This window comes from Microbacterium sp. PA5, from assembly GCF_049860775.1.
In the GTDB taxonomy this organism is placed as follows: domain Bacteria; phylum Actinomycetota; class Actinomycetes; order Actinomycetales; family Microbacteriaceae; genus Microbacterium.
The window spans coordinates 2,104,270-2,122,295 of record NZ_CP187567.1 but is presented as its reverse complement, the minus strand read 5'-3'; the positions used below and the strand labels follow the sequence as shown (position 1 = coordinate 2,122,295).

General features: G+C 72.8%; 19 protein-coding genes and 1 tRNA gene. 10 read left to right on the top strand and 10 right to left on the bottom strand.

The features are described 5' to 3' along the window. Positions 1 to 152: 152 nt before the first annotated feature. A complete protein-coding gene (locus tag ACPWUT_RS10020) occupies positions 153 to 938 on the top strand; it encodes a hypothetical protein (protein WP_284527745.1) in 786 nt (261 codons plus the stop codon). Between the two features lie 11 nt (positions 939 to 949). Here the strand turns inward: ACPWUT_RS10020 and ACPWUT_RS10015 are convergent, their stop codons facing one another. From ACPWUT_RS10015 to ACPWUT_RS10005, 3 genes are all read right to left on the bottom strand, one after another. Continuing rightward, a complete protein-coding gene (locus ACPWUT_RS10015; RefSeq protein WP_284527744.1) occupies positions 950 to 1,561 on the bottom strand; it encodes a flavodoxin family protein in 612 nt (203 codons plus the stop codon). Between the two features lie 55 nt (positions 1,562 to 1,616). Continuing rightward, on the bottom strand, positions 1,617 to 1,997 hold the full coding sequence (locus ACPWUT_RS10010) for a histone-like nucleoid-structuring protein Lsr2 (RefSeq protein ID WP_425837142.1): 381 nt from the start codon (positions 1,995 to 1,997) through the stop codon (positions 1,617 to 1,619). A gap of 96 nt (positions 1,998 to 2,093) precedes the next feature. After that, positions 2,094 to 2,948 (bottom strand): LuxR C-terminal-related transcriptional regulator, encoded by an 855-nt coding sequence (locus tag ACPWUT_RS10005; RefSeq protein WP_284527742.1) that lies wholly within the window; start codon positions 2,946 to 2,948, stop codon positions 2,094 to 2,096. A 134-nt stretch (positions 2,949 to 3,082) separates the two neighbouring features. Here ACPWUT_RS10005 and ACPWUT_RS10000 point away from each other — a divergent pair, with 134 nt between their 5' ends. Beyond that, positions 3,083 to 3,439, top strand: coding sequence for a DUF485 domain-containing protein (locus ACPWUT_RS10000; protein ID WP_284527741.1), 357 nt, complete (start codon positions 3,083 to 3,085; stop codon positions 3,437 to 3,439). Further along, entirely contained in the window at positions 3,436 to 5,082 is a 1,647-nt protein-coding gene (locus ACPWUT_RS09995; RefSeq protein ID WP_284527740.1) for a solute symporter family protein, read from the top strand. The genes ACPWUT_RS10000 and ACPWUT_RS09995 overlap by 4 nt, the downstream gene beginning before the upstream one ends. Before the next feature lie 86 nt (positions 5,083 to 5,168). On the opposite strand, the gene ACPWUT_RS09990 is transcribed toward ACPWUT_RS09995, so the two are convergent. After that, positions 5,169 to 5,708 carry a methylated-DNA--[protein]-cysteine S-methyltransferase gene (locus ACPWUT_RS09990; RefSeq protein WP_425837138.1) on the bottom strand — a complete coding sequence of 180 codons (540 nt, stop codon included), beginning with the start codon at positions 5,706 to 5,708 and terminating at the stop codon, positions 5,169 to 5,171. Positions 5,709 to 5,942: 234 nt separating this feature from the next. Here ACPWUT_RS09990 and ACPWUT_RS09985 point away from each other — a divergent pair, with 234 nt between their 5' ends. After that, complete coding sequence (locus ACPWUT_RS09985) at positions 5,943 to 9,611, top strand: AAA family ATPase (RefSeq protein WP_425837135.1); 3,669 nt, start codon at positions 5,943 to 5,945, stop codon at positions 9,609 to 9,611. Continuing rightward, positions 9,598 to 9,786: a hypothetical protein gene (locus ACPWUT_RS09980; RefSeq protein ID WP_284527737.1), complete on the top strand. Its 189-nt coding sequence runs from the start codon at positions 9,598 to 9,600 to the stop codon at positions 9,784 to 9,786. The genes ACPWUT_RS09985 and ACPWUT_RS09980 overlap by 14 nt, the downstream gene beginning before the upstream one ends. Positions 9,787 to 9,842: 56 nt before the next feature. Here the strand turns inward: ACPWUT_RS09980 and mscL are convergent, their stop codons facing one another. Genes mscL through ACPWUT_RS09965 form a run of 3 tightly spaced genes read right to left on the bottom strand, consistent with a single transcriptional unit; the run spans position 9,843 to position 11,181 of the window. After that, a complete protein-coding gene (gene mscL, locus ACPWUT_RS09975; RefSeq protein WP_425837130.1) occupies positions 9,843 to 10,271 on the bottom strand; it encodes a large conductance mechanosensitive channel protein MscL in 429 nt (142 codons plus the stop codon). A gap of 31 nt (positions 10,272 to 10,302) precedes the next feature. Then, a complete protein-coding gene (locus ACPWUT_RS09970) occupies positions 10,303 to 10,557 on the bottom strand; it encodes an FmdB family zinc ribbon protein (protein ID WP_425837127.1) in 255 nt (84 codons plus the stop codon). Positions 10,558 to 10,584: 27 nt separating this feature from the next. Next, complete coding sequence (locus tag ACPWUT_RS09965; RefSeq protein ID WP_425837124.1) at positions 10,585 to 11,181, bottom strand: 5-formyltetrahydrofolate cyclo-ligase; 597 nt, start codon at positions 11,179 to 11,181, stop codon at positions 10,585 to 10,587. 113 nt (positions 11,182 to 11,294) lie between these two features. Here ACPWUT_RS09965 and galU point away from each other — a divergent pair, with 113 nt between their 5' ends. From galU to ACPWUT_RS09950, 3 genes are all read left to right on the top strand, one after another. Then, complete coding sequence (gene galU / locus ACPWUT_RS09960) at positions 11,295 to 12,170, top strand: UTP--glucose-1-phosphate uridylyltransferase GalU (protein WP_284527733.1); 876 nt, start codon at positions 11,295 to 11,297, stop codon at positions 12,168 to 12,170. 23 nt (positions 12,171 to 12,193) lie between these two features. Further along, positions 12,194 to 12,823, top strand: coding sequence for a GNAT family N-acetyltransferase (locus ACPWUT_RS09955; RefSeq protein ID WP_284527732.1), 630 nt, complete (start codon positions 12,194 to 12,196; stop codon positions 12,821 to 12,823). Between the two features lie 105 nt (positions 12,824 to 12,928). Further along, a complete protein-coding gene (locus tag ACPWUT_RS09950) occupies positions 12,929 to 13,891 on the top strand; it encodes a large exoprotein (protein ID WP_425837119.1) in 963 nt (320 codons plus the stop codon). Positions 13,892 to 13,937: 46 nt separating this feature from the next. Here the strand turns inward: ACPWUT_RS09950 and ACPWUT_RS09945 are convergent, their stop codons facing one another. Next, entirely contained in the window at positions 13,938 to 15,146 is a 1,209-nt protein-coding gene (locus tag ACPWUT_RS09945; protein ID WP_425837116.1) for an amidohydrolase family protein, read from the bottom strand. Between the two features lie 60 nt (positions 15,147 to 15,206). Between ACPWUT_RS09945 and ACPWUT_RS09940 the strand changes: the two genes are divergently transcribed. Then, a tRNA-Ala gene (locus tag ACPWUT_RS09940) sits at positions 15,207 to 15,279 on the top strand. Between the two features lie 56 nt (positions 15,280 to 15,335). Here the strand turns inward: ACPWUT_RS09940 and ACPWUT_RS09935 are convergent. Next, positions 15,336 to 16,400: a Glu/Leu/Phe/Val dehydrogenase dimerization domain-containing protein gene (locus tag ACPWUT_RS09935; RefSeq protein ID WP_425837113.1), complete on the bottom strand. Its 1,065-nt coding sequence runs from the start codon at positions 16,398 to 16,400 to the stop codon at positions 15,336 to 15,338. Positions 16,401 to 16,695: 295 nt separating this feature from the next. Here ACPWUT_RS09935 and ACPWUT_RS09930 point away from each other — a divergent pair, with 295 nt between their 5' ends. Further along, positions 16,696 to 17,547, top strand: coding sequence for a DUF559 domain-containing protein (locus ACPWUT_RS09930; protein ID WP_425837110.1), 852 nt, complete (start codon positions 16,696 to 16,698; stop codon positions 17,545 to 17,547). A gap of 95 nt (positions 17,548 to 17,642) precedes the next feature. On the opposite strand, the gene ACPWUT_RS09925 is transcribed toward ACPWUT_RS09930, so the two are convergent. Next, positions 17,643 to 17,993: a UBP-type zinc finger domain-containing protein gene (locus tag ACPWUT_RS09925; RefSeq protein WP_284527727.1), complete on the bottom strand. Its 351-nt coding sequence runs from the start codon at positions 17,991 to 17,993 to the stop codon at positions 17,643 to 17,645. Positions 17,994 to 18,026 lie beyond the last annotated feature (33 nt).

Here is an 18,026-nt window from a genome sequence, read left to right as displayed (position 1 = left end):
CCTTTCATTATGGAGCCGCGAGGCCCGCAGCCGAAGCGCGCTGAGCCGAAATGCGAAACGCGGTGGGGGAGCGGCGCGCGGCGTCGGCGCGGGCCGCGCGGGATCGCGACGACCCCGGTGACCGCGGGTGGGCGCCGTGGCAGAGTGGAGCCATGGGGGACAGTCTCGACGACGAGCTCACCGCGCTCCGGCGTCGCGCCTACGGGCCGGACGCCGACATCACCGCGGACCACCACGCCGTGACGCGCCTGCGTGCGCTGGAGGAGCGCGTGCGCGTCAGAGGTCGGGTGCTCGATCCGCCGCCGGGAGTCCCCGCGCCCGAGCCGACGACCGCCGCCACGACTCCCGACGCGCCGCGCACGAGCGCCGCGGCGGGGTCTCCGGCCGACGCGCCCGCCGCAGCGCCCGGCGAGGCGCTGCCCTCGGACGGGAGCGACGGCACGACCGCGCCGCCGCCGCGGCGGCGTGCCTGGCGCACCGTCGTCGCCGCCTGCGCGCTCACCGCGGTGGGCGTCGTCGCGGTGACCGTCCCGATCACGCTCTGGGTCGCGGCGCTCCCGGAGCAGCCCTACGCGATCCTGCATCCCATCGATGCGCCGCCCAACACCGTCTTCTTCAGTCCCGAGTCGGAGGCGCAGCGCTACGAGGACTTCCTGGGGATGCACGTGTCGACCGGCGCACTGGACTACGAGCAGGGCCGGTGCATCCTCGTCGAGCTGCAGCCCGACAGGAATGACGAGTTCGACTCGCGCGGCACGCGCGGCGCGTGCTCGGCGCCGGGCTTCGAAGCGGTGATCGACGTGTCGACCGTCGACAGCGACCTGTCCGCCACCGCGCGGGCCGCGCTCGGCGACGTCACGGCGGTGCGGTTCGCGGTCGTCGGCGACGAGGTCCATGTGTTCGTCGCCAACGCCCCCGACCCGGGCACCGAGAGCTGAGGCGAGCCGCCTCAGTCGGCGGCCGGGTACGGCTGCGCGCGGAGCGCGCGCGCCAGGTGCGCGCTCGTCCGCGCGAGGATCTCCGTCGCATTGGCCACGGCCTCGGGCGTCTCGTCGAGCTCGCGATAGTCGACCGTCTGCATCGCCTCGCCGTTCCAGTACGTCGCGGCCTGGGCTGCGACCGTGAAGCCGACGTCGACGAGCCCCTGATAGAGCTCCGCGGTGGCGTGGTGCGCGCCGTCCTCGTTGCCGACCACGGCCACGGCGGCGACCTTGTCGAAGAGGATGGGGCGACCCTGCTCGTCGGTCTCGGAGAGCTCGGCGTCCAGCCGCTCGAGCACCCGCTGGGCGATGCTCGACATGTGGCCCATCCAGATCGGCGTGCCGATCACGACGATGTCCGCGGCCAGGACGAGCTCGCGGATCTTCGGCCACTCGTCTCCGTCGCCCATGTCCGTCTCGACGCCGGGCCGCACGTCGAAGTCCACCACCCGCACCGTCGTCCCGGTGACGTCGTGGGTGCCGAGCTCGGTCATCACCTGGGAGAGCAGCAGATCGGTGCTCGAATCGGCGGGCGACGGCTTGAGGGTGCAGTTCAGGGCGAGGGCGGTGAGCGCTGTCATGCGCCGACGCTACGGCGCGCGTGTCACGACGCCGAGGGCCTTGACAGGCGTGCGGTCAGTGCGCGGCGTCGAACGCCTCGAGCACGGCGGCCGGCACACGCCCGCGCTCGGAGAGCGTGTATCCGTTCTTCGCCGCCCACTCCCGCACCGGGCCGTAGTCGCGCTGGCCTGCGCGGCGCTGGGTGCGGGTGCCGCCGCGCGCGGCCGCGGAGCGGGTGCCGGTGCTCGCGCGCGATGCCCCCGTGCGAGCGGAGACCGATCGCGCCGCCGCGATGTAGGGCGCGAACGCGTCGCGCAGCGCGGCCGCGTTCTCATCGGTGAGGTCGATCTCGTACGCGACGCCGTCGAGCGAGAAGAGCACCGTCTCCCCGGCGCCGACCTCCAGGACGGTGCCGTCGAGATCGTCGACGAGCTGATGCACGATTCTGCGAGCCATGGACCGAGCCTAGTCAGCGCCGCCGGTGCGCGACACCTCGGGAGTCGAGGCGATGCCGCGGGCGTCCGTCGTGGCCGGTCGGTCCGTCGTGGCCGCTCAGGGCAGGATGCCGGCGCGCCGCGCCTTGGCGACCGCCGCATGACGGGTGGAGGCGTCGAGCTTGGACATCGCCGACTGCAGGTAGGACTTGACCGTCCCCTCGCGCAGCTGCAGCGTGGCCGCGATCTCGCTGTTGGTGGCACCCAGCGCCGCGCACGCCAGCACGTCGGTCTCGCGGGGCGACAGCCGCACGTCCAGGTGGTCGTGCGGGTCGGCGTCCTCGCGGGACAGGGCGGCCAGTCGGCTCTCCAGGCCCGCGATGCGCTCGCGCAGCCCCGCGTCGGTGATCTCCGCGGCGATCGAGCGCAGCTCGGCGTAGGACTCGCGCAGCTGCTCCCGCGCCGCGGGGGCGATCAGCGGAGCCGACTCGGGCTGCGGGAGCTGAGACAGCCGGCGCTGCACCTCTTCGCGGACGCGCAGCTCGGTGGCGAGGTCGTTGGCGACGGCCACCGCGTTGCGGGCCACGTTCTCGCCGAACGGCAGCTGGTTCCACGAGCCGCAGTAGAGGATGCCCCGTGTCACGCCCGAGACGAGCACCGGCACCGCGAACAGCGTCGAGATCCCCTCGCCGAGGATCACCCGGTCGTAGTCGTGCGTGATGTGGCGCGACGTCTTGTAGTCCAGCGCCAGGCGCGGGCGCTTCTCGACCATCGCGCGCCCGCCGAGCCCGCGGCTGGCCCGCACGACGAGGCCCGCCAGGTGCGCGGTGCGGTTGCCGACGACGGAGGTGACCTCGACGGCCTCCTCGCGCTCGTAGCCGCCGAAGGCGACGGGAAGGCCGGTGCGGGTGGCGAGGTCGCCGATGGCATGCGCCATCAGGTCGGCGTCGGAGGCGAGGCCGGACAGTGCCATCGCGGTGTACCTACTTCCGGGGGTGACGGCTGCGTCATCCGTTTTCGTAGGGTCGACGATACCACCGCGGCGGTCACCGGAGACCGGCGCAGCAGCCGTCGATGACGACGGCTCAGAAGGATAGGAGCCATCGCATGTCCGCACCATCCGCATCACCGCCCCCCACACCGGCAGGGACGATCGACTACGTCGCCGTCGAGGACTCCCCGACCTTCCGAGAGCTCAAGAAGCGGCACCGCAGCTTCGTCTGGCCGCTGACGATCGTCTTCCTCGTCTGGTACTTCGCCTACGTGCTCCTGTCGTCGTTCGCGACGGAGTTCATGTCGACGCGGGTCACGGGTGACATCACGATCGGCCTGCTCATGGGTCTCGGTCAGTTCGTCACCACCTTCGGCATCACGATGTGGTACGTCTGGTACGCCAATCACCGGCTCGACCCCGTGTCGGCGGAGATCCGTGCCGACCTCGAGAGCCGGGAGGCCGGCGCATGACCGCCCGGCAGGCGCAGGGACCGTGGTGGGAGCAGGTGGGGGCGGCGATCGAGGCCGCCGGGACCACGGTCGACAACAATCCGATCCTGAACATCTCGATCTTCGGTGCGTTCGTGGCGGTGACGCTGTTCATCGTCATCCGTGCGAGCCGCAACAACAAGACGGCCGCCGACTACTACGCCGCCGGGCGCTCGTTTACCGGCCCGCAGAACGGGTTCGCGATCGCGGGCGACTACCTGTCCGCGGCGTCGTTCCTCGGCATCTGCGGAGCCATCGCCATCAACGGCTACGACGGGTTCCTCTACTCGATCGGCTTCCTCGTGGCGTGGCTGGTCGCCCTGCTGCTGGTCGCCGAGCTCATGCGCAACACCGGGAAGTTCACGATGGCCGACGTGCTGTCGTTCCGGCTCAAGCAGGCTCCGGTGCGCATGGCGGCGGCCATCACCACGCTGGCCGTCTGCTTCTTCTACCTGCTGGCGCAGATGGCCGGTGCCGGCGGTCTCGTGTCGCTGCTGCTGGGTATCACCGAGCAGCTGGGCCAGTCGATCGTCGTGGCCGTCGTCGGCCTGCTCATGATCGTCTACGTGCTGGTCGGCGGCATGAAGGGCACGACCTGGGTGCAGATCGTGAAGGCGTTCCTCCTCATCGGCGGCGCGATCGTCATGACCATCTGGGTGCTCGCCATCAACGGGTTCAACCTCAACACGCTGCTCGAGGCGGCCGTCGCCGCGTCTCCCCAGGGCGAGGCTATCCTCGGACCGGGGCTGCAGTACGGCAAGAACCCGTGGGACTTCATCTCGCTGGCGATCGCCCTGGTGCTCGGCACGGCGGGCCTTCCCCACGTGCTGATGCGCTTCTACACGGTCCCGACGGCCAAGGAGGCGCGGCGGTCGGTGGTCTGGGCGATCTGGCTGATCGGCCTGTTCTACCTGCTGACGCTGGTGCTCGGCTACGGCGCGGGCGCTCTCGTCGGTCCCGAGCGGATCGCCGCCGCCCCCGGCGGGGTCAACTCCGCGGCGCCGCTGCTGGCGCTCGAGCTCGGCGGCCCGATCCTCCTCGGCTTCATCTCCGCGGTGGCCTTCGCGACGATCCTCGCGGTCGTGGCGGGACTCACCATCACGGCGGCGGCGTCGTTCGCGCACGACATCTACGCCAACGTCGTGAAGAAGGGGAACGTCCCGCCCGACGGCGAGGTCAAGGTGGCCCGGCGCACGGTGATCGTGATCGGCGTGCTGGCCATCCTGGGCGGCATCGGCGTGCAGGGGCAGAATGTGGCGTTCCTGGTGGCGCTCGCGTTCGCCGTGGCCGCGTCCGCCAACCTCCCGACCATCCTGTACTCGCTGTTCTGGCGCCGGTTCACGACGCGCGGCGCGGTGTGGAGCATGTACGGCGGTCTCGCCGCCGCGATCATCCTCATCGTGCTCTCGCCGGTGTTCTGGGGCACGGAGACCAGCGTGTTCAAGAACGTCGGCACCGCCATCTGGCCGCTCAACAACCCGGGCATCGTCTCGATCCCGCTCGGCTTCTTCCTGGGCTGGCTCGGATCGGTCACCTCGCGGCGCAGCGAGGACCCGGTGAAGGCGGCCGAGATGGAGGTCCGCTCCCTGACCGGTCACGGCGCCGAGAAGGCGACCTCGCACTGACGGATCGGGTCTGACGGACCCTCTCCATGGGACGGCCCCGGCCTCGCGGATGACCGCGGAGCCGGGGCCGTCCCGGTGCCGGCGGCCTACGCGCCGGCGTTCCCCTCCTCGGCCCGTGCCCGTGCCACCCGGCTTTCCAGGTCGAGGAGGAAGCGCTTGTGCTCCGGTCGGCCGCCGTACTCGCCGATCGATCCGTCGGAGCGCACGACGCGGTGCGCCGGCACGATGATCGAGACGGGCGTGCGCGCGCACGCCGAGCCCACCGCCCGATGCGCGCCGGGGGAGCCCGCGGCGATCGCGACCTCGCCGTAGGACGCGGTCTCGCCGTAGGGGATCTCGCACACGGCCTCGAGGGCGTCGCGGACGAATCCCTGGACGAGCCGCCAGTCCAGGGGCAGGTCGAAGCGGGTGCGGGTGCCGGCGAAGTAGGCGTCGAGCTGTGCCGCGATCTCCGCAGCGGCTGCCGCGTCCTGTTCGGGCACCGTCCGAAGGGCCAGGCTCACGCGCTCGAGCGCATCGTCGTGCGGACCGTCGAGCACGTCGAGGCTCACGAGTCCCCGGTCGGTGACGACGAGGAGGACCGGTCCGAGAGGAGTGGGATGCACGTGGAACGCTGCGGAGGTCATGGCTCCATGATGGTGGTCGCCGGCAGGGCGGCGGGATCCCGGCGCCGTCTGGGGAGACGCGACCGGCCTGCGGCGGGGTGGGGAGGAGCCGCGGGGCCGGCGGAGCCCGTCGATCCCGCGAAACTCGGCGGCGGATACAGGGAACGACCGGGCGCGGTGCCTAAGGTGACTCGTGTGTGGCGAGGAGATGGTGGCGCCGTGCGAGGTGCAGAAGACACCGAGCACGAGGATACGGTGACCTCCGCGACCCCCGGGACGCTCCAGGTGGCGGAGCCCGGCGTCGAGGTGGCGCACGTCGCCGACCCCGCTCGCAACCGGCTCCGCGAGGAGGCCGCGCAGCTGGGGGGCCGCTCGACCCTGCTCCACTACAGCGACGACGGCGACGCGGGCATCGACATCACCAAGGCCCACCCCGGGAGCCTGCCCCAGTTCATCACGGGCCGCTCCACCCTGCTGTCGAACCTGTTCCGCGACGAGGTGGCCCTGCGCACGGCGCGGCTGGCCGCCGAGCGCATCGCCGCCAAGGACGTGGAGCTGCGCACGGCGCGCGGACTGGACACTGTCCACCTCGCGGTCGGCATCGCGTCGTGGCGCATCGGAGGCGTCGCCTACACCGCGCCGGTGCTGCTGCGGCCGCTCGCGATCCGCCGCCACCACACCGACTTCGATCTCAAGCTCCACGGCGAGTTCGGCATCAACCCCGAGCTGGTCGCGGCGGCGCGTACGCACTTCGGCATCGCCGTCGACGGCCGCGCGCTCGCCGCACTCGCTCACGACGACGGCGTGTTCAAGCCGCAGCCCGTGATCGACCACCTCCGGGCGCTGACCGCGCACATCCCCACCTTCACGGTGCTCCCGAGGCTCATCGTCTCGACGTTCGCCGATGTCGCGTCCGACCTCGAGCGCGATGCCGCGCGCCTGGACCACCCCGTCCTCGACGCCCTCGCCGGGCACGACGCCGAACGGGAGTCGCTGTCGCTGGTGCGCGCCCTGCCGCCGCTCGTCGGCGCCGACGACCGGTCGCCCGCGTCGGACCGCCTGCTGCTGGACGCCGACGCCGAGCAGGAGGCCGTGCTCGCGCGGATCGTCGCCGGCCAGTCCCTCGCCGTCCACACCCTCCCCGGCACCGGTGGCACCCAGACGGTCATCAACGCCGTCGGCGAGCTGGTCCGCGCGGGCAAGCGGGTGCTCGTGGTGAGCACCCGCCGCTCCACCCTCGACGGCGTACGCCACCGGCTGGCCGGCATCGGGCTCCCGGGGCTGGCCGTCACCCCGCGCCATCTGCACCGCGACCTCATCCGCGCGATCGCCCGCAATGAGAAGGCGGTCGCACCCAAGATGGCCGACGTCGACGATGCCCTCGTGCGACTGCGCACGGTGCTGCGGGACTACCGCGGGGCGCTCACGCAGCGGCACGCGAACCTGGGGGTGTCCCCGCTCGAGGCGCTGCGCACCCTCGCCGTGATCGCGGCCCGCTCCCCGCAGCCCTCGGCGACCACCCGCTTCGACCTGACCACGCTGCAGCGGCTGTCGACGCGCCGCGCCGAGGCCGCCGCCGCCCTCGCCGACGCCGCCCGGCTGGGCGAGTTCCGCTTCGGCCCGAACGACTCGCCCTGGTACGGGGTGTCGTTCGCGACGACCGAGGCCGCCCGCTCCGCGCACACGCTGGCGGGGCGGCTGCACCGCGTCGATGTCCCCGGCATCCTCGAGCGCGGCTACGAGCTGATCGCCCAGACGCGCATGCGCCCGTTCGGCACGATCGCCGAGATGGGCGCGTACGTGCGGCTCCTGCAGGGGATCCGCGCGTCGCTCGACCGGTTCAGCGTCACCGTGTTCGAGCGCCCGCTGGGCGAGCTGATCCAGGCGCACGGCAACCGGCGCGACGCCCCGACGATGTCCAGCGCCAACCGCCGGCGCCTGCGCCGCCTGTCGCGCGAGTACGTGCGGCCCGGCATGCACATCGGCGACATGCACGAGTCGCTCGTGCGCGTGCAGCAGCAGCGCACGCAGTGGCAGCGGCTGGTCGACGCGGGCGTCACGCCCGAGATCCCGCTCGGACTGGACGACGTCGCCACCGCCTGGCAGCGCGTCAACGCCGATCTCGCGACGCTCGACGCCGCCCTCGGCCGCTCCGAGCCGCTCGCCTCGCTCCCGATCCCGCAGCTGCTGCGGACGCTGTCGGGCCTGGCGGCGGAGTCGGACGTGTTCGACAACCTCGTGGAGCGCGCGACGCTGCGCGACCAGCTCGCCGAGCTCGGCCTCGAGGGGCTGCTGACGGAGCTGTCGGTGCGTCACGTCCCCGAGGAGGACGTCGCCGCCGAGTTCGAGTTCACCTGGTGGCAGTCGGCGCTCGAAGCGATGCTGCGCTCGGACCGCGCCCTCCTGGGCGCCAACACCTCGGTGGTGGACCGCCTCGAGCGCGACTTCCGGCTGGTCGACGAGGCCCACGCCTCGTTCGCCGGACCGCTCCTGGCCGCCGAGCTCGCCACGCGCTGGAAGATCGCCATCGTCGACGAGGCGCAGGAGGCCACCGCGCTGAAGGCCGCGCTGCGGGCCGGCACCGCGACGGCCGCCGAGCTGGTCGCCGCCGCCCCCACGCTCCTGCGCACGCTGGCGCCGGTCTGGATCGCCTCGCCCTACGACGTGCCGGCCATTCCCGACCGTCCCGAGTTCGACGTCGTGATCGTCGCCGACGCCGCGGCCGTCTGCCTCGCCGAGGTCGCCCCCGCCCTGCGCCGGGCGCGACAGGTGGTGCTCTTCGGAGACCCCGTCACCCAGAAGCCCACGCCGTTCCAGATCGCCGCCGGCCGTTCCGACGACCTCGACGGCGACGAGCTCCCGTTCGACGACACGAGTGTCTTCGAGCGGCTGGCGGAGCTGGTGCCCGTCGAGACGCTCACGCGCAGCTATCGCGCCGGCGGCGAGGACCTCGCCGAGCTCGTCAACGACGCGTTCTACGGCGGAGAGCTCGTCTCGCTGCCGTGGGCCGGCTCCTACCTCGGCCGCGGGAGCCTGAGCGTCGACTACGTCGAGGGCGGCACGGGGACCCCCGATCCCGAGACCGGCGCCGTCGAGAGCCCCGACGCCGAGGTGGCCCGCGTCGTCACCCTCGTGGTCGAGCACGCGGTGAACCGGCCGTCGGAGTCCCTGATGGTCGTCACCGCCTCCCCGCGGCACGCGGAGCGCGTGCGTGCGGCCGTCGCCTCGGCGTTCGCGGGCCGCAGCGACGTGGCCGACTTCGTCGGACGCGAGACCGCGGAGCCCTTCGCCGTGCTGAGCCTGGACGAGTCGGTGGCCGAGAGCCGCGACCGCGTCGTCTTCTCCCTCGGCTTCGGCCTCACAAAGCACGGCCGCGTGCTGAGCGACTTCGGCGAGCTGTCGGGCCCCGACGGCGAGCGGCTGCTGACCGTCGGCATGACCCGCGCCCGCCGCTCGATGGTGATCGTGTCGTCCATCCGCCCGTCGTCCTTCGACGAGGGGCGCCTGGAGTCGGGCGCCGCGACCCTCATGTCGATCCTGAACGGCATCGCCGCCCGCGCCCGCGAGGCCCGGCTCGAGGACCTCGCCGACCCGCTCACCCTCATCCTCGCCCAGCATCTGCGCCGCCTCGGCATCGCCGTCGACGTCGACTACCGGGGCCTTCTCCCGCTCGTCGCCCAGCACCACGGCAAGGCCGTCGTGGCCGTCAGCGACCCCGAGACCACGGGGGAGTCGCTGCGCGAGTCCCTGCGGCTCGGCCCGCAGACCCTCCGCCGCCTGGGATGGCACTACGTGCGGGTGCACGCGTTCGACCTCTACAGCGACCCCGCCGGCGTCGCCGGGCGGATCGCCGCGATCCTCGGCGTCGAGCCGGAGACGCCCACGGCCGACACGGAGACCCAGCCCCTCGATGTCGGGGAGTGAACGCCAGCGCATCGTGCGGGTCGCCGGCTCGCGCCGCGCGCAGCTGACGCCCGCGCCCGGGACCGACGCCGCGCCGGAGCTGCCCGTCGTCGACGAGACCGCACCGGCGGCGGACACCGCGTCATCCGGTCCGAACGACGAGCGCCTGCGCCGGGACGTCCCGCCGCACTACTGAGTTCGAGTCGTCGGCGCCGGCGCCGTGGCGAGCGCTCAGCGCGCCGTGGCGAGCGCTCAGCGCGCCGTCGGCGGCGGGGTGTCCTGCTTCTGCAGCAGGTCGCGGATCTGCACGAGGAGCTCCTGCTCGGTCGGCAGCTTCTCGCCCTCGGGCTCCGCGACACCGGCCTTGGCCGCCGCGCGCTCTTTGAACGTGTTCATCGGCAGGACGAAGACGAAGTAGACGATAGCGGCGACCGCCACGAAGTTGATGAGTGCTCCGACGATCGTGCCGAGGCCGAAGGTGGAGACGCCGCCGGTCAGAGTGGGCACCTCCCAGACCCAACCGCTGAGGTCGCCGACCTGGAAGATCACGCCGATGAGCGGGTTGATGAGTCCGGTCACGAACGCGTTGACGATCGCGGTGAACGCCGCGCCGATCACGACGGCGACGGCGAGGTCGATGACGTTGCCGCGCATGATGAAGTCTTTGAAGCCCTTGATCATCGGATGCTCCTGTCTCCGCCGGGGGGCCGGCTCACGAACCCGCGGCTGCGGGCGAGGACGTCGCCTCGGACTTCGATGATGTCGCAGTCGAGCCGCCCGCGCCACCGCCGGCGCGCGAGTCGGTGCGGTAGAACCCCGAGCCGTTGAAGGTCACCCCGACCGTGCCGAACTGCTTGCGGAGCGTGCCGCCGCACTCGGGGCACTCGGTCAGCGCGGCGTCCGAGAAGGACTGGACGATGTCGAAACGGTGGCCGCACTGCTTGCAGGCGTAGGCGTAGGTGGGCATGTGATCCTCGCAGGGAAGGCGTCGCTCTCAGCGTCGGGATGACGCGAGGACGACGGTCTGGGTGGGGGTGACGACGCCCGTCACGGGCTGATCGTGCAGCTCGCTCGGGACCTCGTCGACGAGTTCGGAGTCGAAGATGACGGCGTAGACGGGCGGGCAGTGCTCCATCGAGCCGAGGGTCTTGTCGAAGTAGCCCCGGCCCCATCCCAGCCGCATCCCCGTGCGGTCGACGGCGGCCGCCGGGATGACCAGCAGATCGACGTCGTCGACGGCGGACGGGCTCAGCACTTCTCCGACCGGCTCCGGTGTGCCGAACAGCCCCTCGACCATGTCGCCGGTCTCGTCGGCGACCGCCCAGTCCAGCAGCCCGTCCGAGCGCGTGATCGGAAGGAGCACGCGGATGCCGCGACGGACCGCGTCGACGATGAAGTCGTGGGTGCCGGGCTCGGTGGGCGCCGACAGGAAGCAGGAGATCGAGGAGGCAGCATGGTCGGCGACGAGCCGATCGAGCTGGGCCTTCACGCCGCGGGCGTCCGCCTCGAGCGACGCCTCGGAGCGCTGCTGCCGACGTTCGCGCAGCTCCGCGCGCAGTGCGCGCTTCGCGTTGTCGGTCGCCCCGGTCATGCTCCGATTGTAGGCGGCTGCGGGAGGGAGATCGCCGAGAACGATCCGGTCTTCGGTTTCGCGCGGCGGCCGGCGGCACCGAGGCGTCCCGGTCGGTCAGTAGGGTGGGACCCATGACCTCTCGGATAAAGGCAGTGATCCCTGCGGCCGGACTCGGAACCCGATTCCTCCCCGCCACCAAGGCCATGCCCAAGGAGATGCTCCCGGTCGTCGACAAGCCGGCCATCCAGTACGTCGTCGAGGAGGCGGTGGGAGCCGGCATCGACGACATCCTGGTCATCCTCGGCCGCAACAAGAACAACATCTCGAATCACTTCGACGCCGTTCCGGAGCTCGAGACCAACCTCACCAACAAGGGCGACCTGCATCGGCTGCTGCGGGTCAAGGAGTCCAGCGACCTGGCCGACATCCACTACGTCCGCCAGGGCGAGCCGCGCGGACTCGGCCACGCGGTGCTGCGCGCCCGCGCGCACGTGGGCGACTCGACGTTCGCCGTGCTCCTCGGCGACGACCTCATCGACGAGCGCGACGCCCTCCTGACGACCATGATCGCGGCCAACGAGCGCACCGGCCTCACCGTCATCGCGCTGATGGAGGTCGACCCCGACCACATCCACATGTACGGCGCGGCCGCCGTCGAGGCCACCGACGACCCCGACATCGTGCGGGTGACCGGTCTCGTCGAGAAGCCCCCGAAGGAGGACGCGCCCTCCAACTACGCGGTGATCGGTCGATACGTGCTGAACGCGAACGTGTTCGACATCCTCGATCGCACCCAGCCGGGCAAGGGCGGCGAGATCCAGCTGACCGACGCGCTGCAGGAGCTCGCACTGACCGAGGGCGTGCTGGGCGTGGTCTTCCGTGGTCGCCGGTACGACACCGGAGATAGGCTGGACTACATCAAGGCCATCGTGCAGCTGGCCGCGGACCGCGAGGACCTCGGACCCGACCTGCGCCCCTGGCTGAAGGAGTTCGCGGCCAATCTCTGACGCCGCCAGGCGAGGGGGGTGAGATGGACCTGACGATGCCGCGCGCACACGGCCCGATCTCGATCCGCCTCGTGCGTCAGCGCGACGCGCGCGTGCTGCAGTCCGAGCTCCTCTCCAACCGCTCGTGGCTGCGGCCCTGGGAGGCGACGAGCCCCGACGGTCCGGTGTCCTTCGACATGCGGCTGGGCGTGCGGCGACTGCTGCAGCAGTACCGCGACGGCGCCGGCGTGCCGCTGGTCATGGAGTACGACGGCGAGATCGCGGGACAGCTCAACGTCTGGGGCGTCTCGCGAGGCTCGCTCTCGTCGGCGACCATCGGGTACTGGGTGAGCGAGCGGTTCGCCGGTCGCGGCATCACTCCCACCAGCGTGGCGCTCGCGACCGACCTCTGCTTCCATGAGCTGCGGCTGCACCGCATGGAGATCTGCATCCGACCCGAGAACGTGGCGAGTCTGCGCGTCGTCGAGAAGCTCGGCTTCCGCTACGAGGGCCTGCGGCGCCGGTACATCCACATCGACGGCGACTGGCGCGACCACTACTGCTTCGCCCTCGTCCGCGAGGACGTGCCCGAGGGTGTGCTCACCCGCTGGCTCACCGGGCGCGCGCCCGCCGACGCGGCCACCATCCCGCCGCGTGACCGCATCGCGCACTGACCGATCGCGCCGCGCGCGCCGGCCGAGACTTCAACCTGAGGTCGAACCTGAGACACGCCCGCCGGTGCCGGGCGATCCCGGCCTGCGGCACCTACCGTTGACCCCATGGACGGGCAGGTACTGGGCGGCGGGGTGATCGTTCTCGTCGCCGTGCTCCTCTGGCTCGTCTACCTGCTGCCGTCGTGGCAGGGACGCCACCGCTACAACGCCGCCGAGCGCAACGCCGTGCGGCTGAATCAGGCCCTCCGGGTGCTCGCGCAGACCAGCGAGACCCCCGACGAGGTGCGGCTGGAGCTCACGGCGCGCACGGCGCTCGCTCAGCAGAAGCTCGCCCGCCGCGCGCAGGCGGAGCAGGAGGAGCTGGCTCGCGAGACCGCCCGCGCCGAGCACGAGGCCGCGCAGGCGCGCGCCGCTGCGGAGGCCGCCGTCGCCCGCCAGCGTGCGCTCGCCGCCCGCGAGCGCGCCCTCGCCGACGCCGCGATCGCCGCCGAGGATCCCGCCGCCCGCCGTGCCCGCGCACGGCGTCGCGCGCGCCTGTCGACCACGGTCATCGCCCTCGCCGCGCTTGCGCTGGCGACATGGGGCGCCATCGACCTCGCCCGCTCCGGATCCCCGGCCCCGCTCGTCGCGGGTGGCCTCGTCGCCGTCCTCGCTGCGGCCATGCTCCACCGCATGTCCACGGTGCAGCGGGCCGCCGTGCGCCGCGCCGTCTCGGGCCAGACGGCCCGGCAGGCGGCGTCCGCGCCGGCCTCGGTGCCCGACGTCTCGCTCGCCTCGGATCGCGCCGCGTGGACCCCAAGGGAGCTGCCCCGTCCGTTGACTGCCTCGGCCGGCTCGCGGGCCGCCGCGCTCCTCGACGCGGCCGCCGCGCAGGAGGCGCTGCGTCAGGCCGCGGTCGAGGAGACGATCCGGGAGCGCGCCGAGCGCGCGGCTCCGCCGTCGATCGACACCGCCCGCCGTGCACCCGCGGCCGAGGCTCCCGACTTCGCCCGGATGGGCTACGTCGACGACGCCGCGATCGAGGAGCACGTCCGCTCGCTGCTCGCACGGCGCGCCGTCGGCCAGTAGTCGGCCTGCTGCGGTCGGGGTTCCCCGGTCGGGCGTGTTCCCGGCGTCAGCCCTCGGACAGCACGCGGCCGCCGCCGATCACGAGCGCGCGCGGCGGAGTGCGCACCAGCGCGTCCATCGGGTTCTCCGCGTCGACCAGCACGATGTCGGCGCGGTCGCCGGCCCGGAGGGCGTTCACGGGGAGTCCCACGAACGCGCCCGATGCGCCGGTGGCGATCTCGACCACGCGGCGCAGGTCCTCGTCGCGCACGACGCTCGACGCCCGCGCGTACTGCCACGCGATCCCGAGCAGGTCGCCGGTGCCGTAGGGGCTCCACAGGTCGCGGATCCCGTCGGTGCCGAACGCGAAGCGCACCCCCGCCGCATCGAGCTCCGTCAGGGGGAGCTGCGGCAGCCGCAGCGGCGCCACCGTCGTCATCGTGATGTCGAGCTCGGCCATCGCCTGCAGCAGATCGCGGCGATGCGTCGGCGCCACCTGCGCGAGGGCGAAGCCGTGGGCGACGTTCACCCGGCCCCGCAGGCCCAGCCGCGCCGTGCGGTCGATGATGAGCTCGATCTGGAAGGCGCCGAGTTCGGCGGGATCGTGCAGGTGGATGTCGACGCCGGTCCCGTGCTCCGCGGCGATCGCGAAGAGCCCGTCGAGCTGTCCCACCGGGTCGCGGTCGATCGAGGCGGGATCGAGTCCTCCGATGTGCTCGACGCCCGCGCGGGCGGCGTCGGCGAGAAGATCCAGGACGCCCGGACGGCGCAGCACCCCGTCCTGCGGGAAGGCGACGATCTCGACGCGCACGGCATTCCCGTAGGCGGTGGCCGCCTCGCGGACGGCGTCGATCCCGCGCAGTCCGAGGCCGAGGTCGACGTCCACGTGGGTGCGGATCGCGGTCGTGCCGTGGCGGACCAGCTCGGCCAGCACGCGGGAGGTGATCCCGACGCTCGGGATGCCGAGGGCATCGCGGCGTGCGCGCTCGTGGCGGATGCGCCCATCCGTGCCGCCCTCGCCGCCGTAGGACTCCCACGGCAGACCCCACCACGACTTGTCCACGTGCGCGTGGGCGTTGACGAGACCGGGGAGGGCGAGCAGGCCACCGCCGTCGCGCGACGCGCCGTCTGCCCCCGCCCCATCCGCCGCCGCACCGGTCGGCGTCACGGCCGTGATCACGCCGTCGGCGAGCTGCAGGTCCACCGCGGCGATGGTGCCGTCGGAGGCGGCGAGTCGGACATTGCGCAGCGAGGAGAGCGGGCCGGAGAGGAGCATCCATCCATTGTCGCCGTGCGAGCGAGGGGTCTCGCCCGTGATAGGCTCTTCGAGGTTCTCGGGCCTGTGGCGCAGTTGGTAGCGCGCTTCGTTCGCAATGAAGAGGTCAGGGGTTCGAATCCCCTCAGGTCCACCGAAACAGACGCAACGCCCCTCCTCGTGAGGGGCGTTCCGTCGTCTCCGGGCCGCTCAGACCGGAACCCGTGCGCCGGCCGCCAGCCGTGACGCGGCGAGCTCCTCGGCCGCCGCCAGCGGCGTGATGCCCTGCGCCTCGGCATCGTCGTAGAGGCGGCGCAGCGTGTCACCGATGGCCGCCACCCGGGTCATCGTCTCCTCGCGGCCGGAGAGGCGCTTGGCCTCCGAGTCGAGATAGATCACCCCGCCCGCGTTGACGACGAAGTCCGGCGCGTACAGGATGCCGCGCGCGGCCAGCCGGTCGGCGCCGGAGTGGTCGGCGAGGGGATTGTTCGCCGGTCCGCAGACGGCGGCGGCGGCGAGGGCGTCGATGACCTCATCGGTGAGCAGCCCCCCGATGCCGGCCGGCACGAAGACATCCGCCGGCACCCGGTGCTCCTCGCCCGGCTCCACCCACGTCGCCCCGAGCTCGAGCGCGAGGTGGCGCTTGGCGGGATCGACATCGGTCACCGTGAGGACCGCGCCCTCGGTCGACAGCCGCACCGCGAGGCGGCTCCCGACCTGCCCGAGGCCCGAGATGGTGATCCGGCGGCCGGTGACCTCGGCGCTGCCGGTCACCCGCTCCAGGGTCGCGCGCACCGACTCGTACACACCGAGGCTCGTGGGCCCTGCCGGCTCGCCCGAGCCGCCCACGGCGTCGGGGAGGCCGACGACGTGCGAGGTGCGCTCGCTGACGACCAGCATGTCCTCGGTGGTCGACCCGACGTCCTCGGCCGTGCGGTACAGGCCGTCGAAGGACGCGACGGCGTCGCCGAGGTCGAGGAAGGCGGCGCGTCGGCGATCGGCATCCAGGACGGTCCCGGGCGGAAGGCAGAGGACGGACTTGCCGCCGCCAGCATCCAGCCCCGCCGTCGCGTTCTTCAGCGTCATCGCCGCGGAGAGGCGGAGGGCGTCGGCGACCGCGTCGGACCAGTGAGGGTAGGTCCACAGCCGCGCGCCGCCGAGGGCGGAGCCGAGGACCGACGAGTGCAGCGCGACGGTGATGACGAGGCCGCTCCGCCTGCCGGTGATCACCTCCACGCGCTCGTGGGTGAATTCGGGCAAGGGGGTGTGCGTCATCGCGTCCTCTTTCGGCCGGCCTTGTGGGCTCTGCGCTGCAGACGCCGCGGCTTTGCGGCATCCGCGTCCATTCTGCCCCAGCGGCGCCCGGTCGTCACGCGGCGGCCCGCCCGCGGCGCGTGGCAAAAGCAGGCCCGACCGCCGGTTTCGGCGGCTGGCAGGGGCCGTGGGGTACATCGGGCCTGCTCCTGCCACCGTCGGCACCGGCTCCTCCCCAGGTCGCGAGTTCACCGGGCCCGCCACGGCGTGGGCGGAGCGGGCGACGACCGGTCGATGAACGCGGCACGGTCGCCGGATGACGACGTCGACCATCCGCGATGCTTCCTCTCCGCGGTTCCTCCGCACGTCCGACCTGCGAGCGGAGGGACTGTCATGGCGCGGTGTCGCCGCGGCGGTCGCGGCGGGTGCGCTGATCAGGCTGCGTCAGGGGGCGTACTGCCCGGTCGGCACACCGGAGGAGTGCGTCGCGGCCGGACAGCTGCGCGGGCGGCTCACGTGCGTGTCCGAGCTGCGGCGGCGCGGGGTGTTCGTCCGCGACCGCTCCATGGTGCATGTGCACGTGTCCCCGACGGCTGCGAGGCTCCCCGCGCGGCCGGCCGGCGCGCGAGTGCATCGCCGACGGCTGCACCGCACGCCGCATCCACGCGCTCTCAGCGTGGAGCTGCTCGATGCGCTCCACGACGCCGTCACCTGCCAGGACCCCCGGGCTGCCATCGCGACGCTCGACTCCGCACTGCACCTCGGGCTCGTGGCCGTCGATGACCTGGACGAGCTGTTCGCCGGGCTTCCGCGCCGGTATCGGCGGCTCCGGAGGCTCCTCGATGCCCGGGCCGAGTCGGGTCCGGAGACCCTCGTGCGACTGATGCTGCGAGGTCTGGGATGTCGGTACGAGCCGCAGGTCGTCATCGTCGGCGTGGGGCGGGTGGACTTCCTCGTCGACGGCTGGCTCATCGTGGAGTGCGACAGCGCGCAGTTCCATGCGGGCTGGGCGGAGCAGCGCAACGACCGGCGCCGGGATGCTGCTGCCGCCGCGCAGGGGTTCCTCGTGCTGCGGCTCATCGCGGAGGACATCATGTGGCGGCCGGAGGTGGTGCTGGCGGCGCTCCGGGGTGCGGTGGCCGGGCGCCGCGGGGCAAAAGCAGGCTGAACAGCGGCTGGGCGCCGTCTCGGCCCCGGCTCGGTCGGTCGGCCCTGCCGTTGCCACGGGGAGCGGCCGGACCGACCGACGCGGCCGCCGGGCGGTCAGCCGATGTGGTCGCGCCAGTCCAGGGGCACGCGGCCGCGCGGGCCGGGGGCGGGCTGGGTGTCGGGGTGGCTGGTGGGCGGGGCGAGTTCGGGGCCCTCGACCATCTCGCCGGCCTCGAAGTCCCAGAACCAGTCCTCACCCGGCTCGAAGCTCTGCATGACGCGGTGGCCGGTCCGGTGGTAGTGCGCGGTGGCGTGCTTGGCGGGCGAGCTGTCGCAGCAGCCGATGTGGCCGCACGCCGCGCAGCGGCGCAGGTGCACCCACCAGCCGTCGACGGCGTCGCACTCGTCGCAGCCGGTGCCCGAGGGGGCGGCGGCCGGGTTGAAACTCGCGGCGAGGTCGGTCATCGGGGATCCTCCGGTTCGGATGGGGGACGGGTG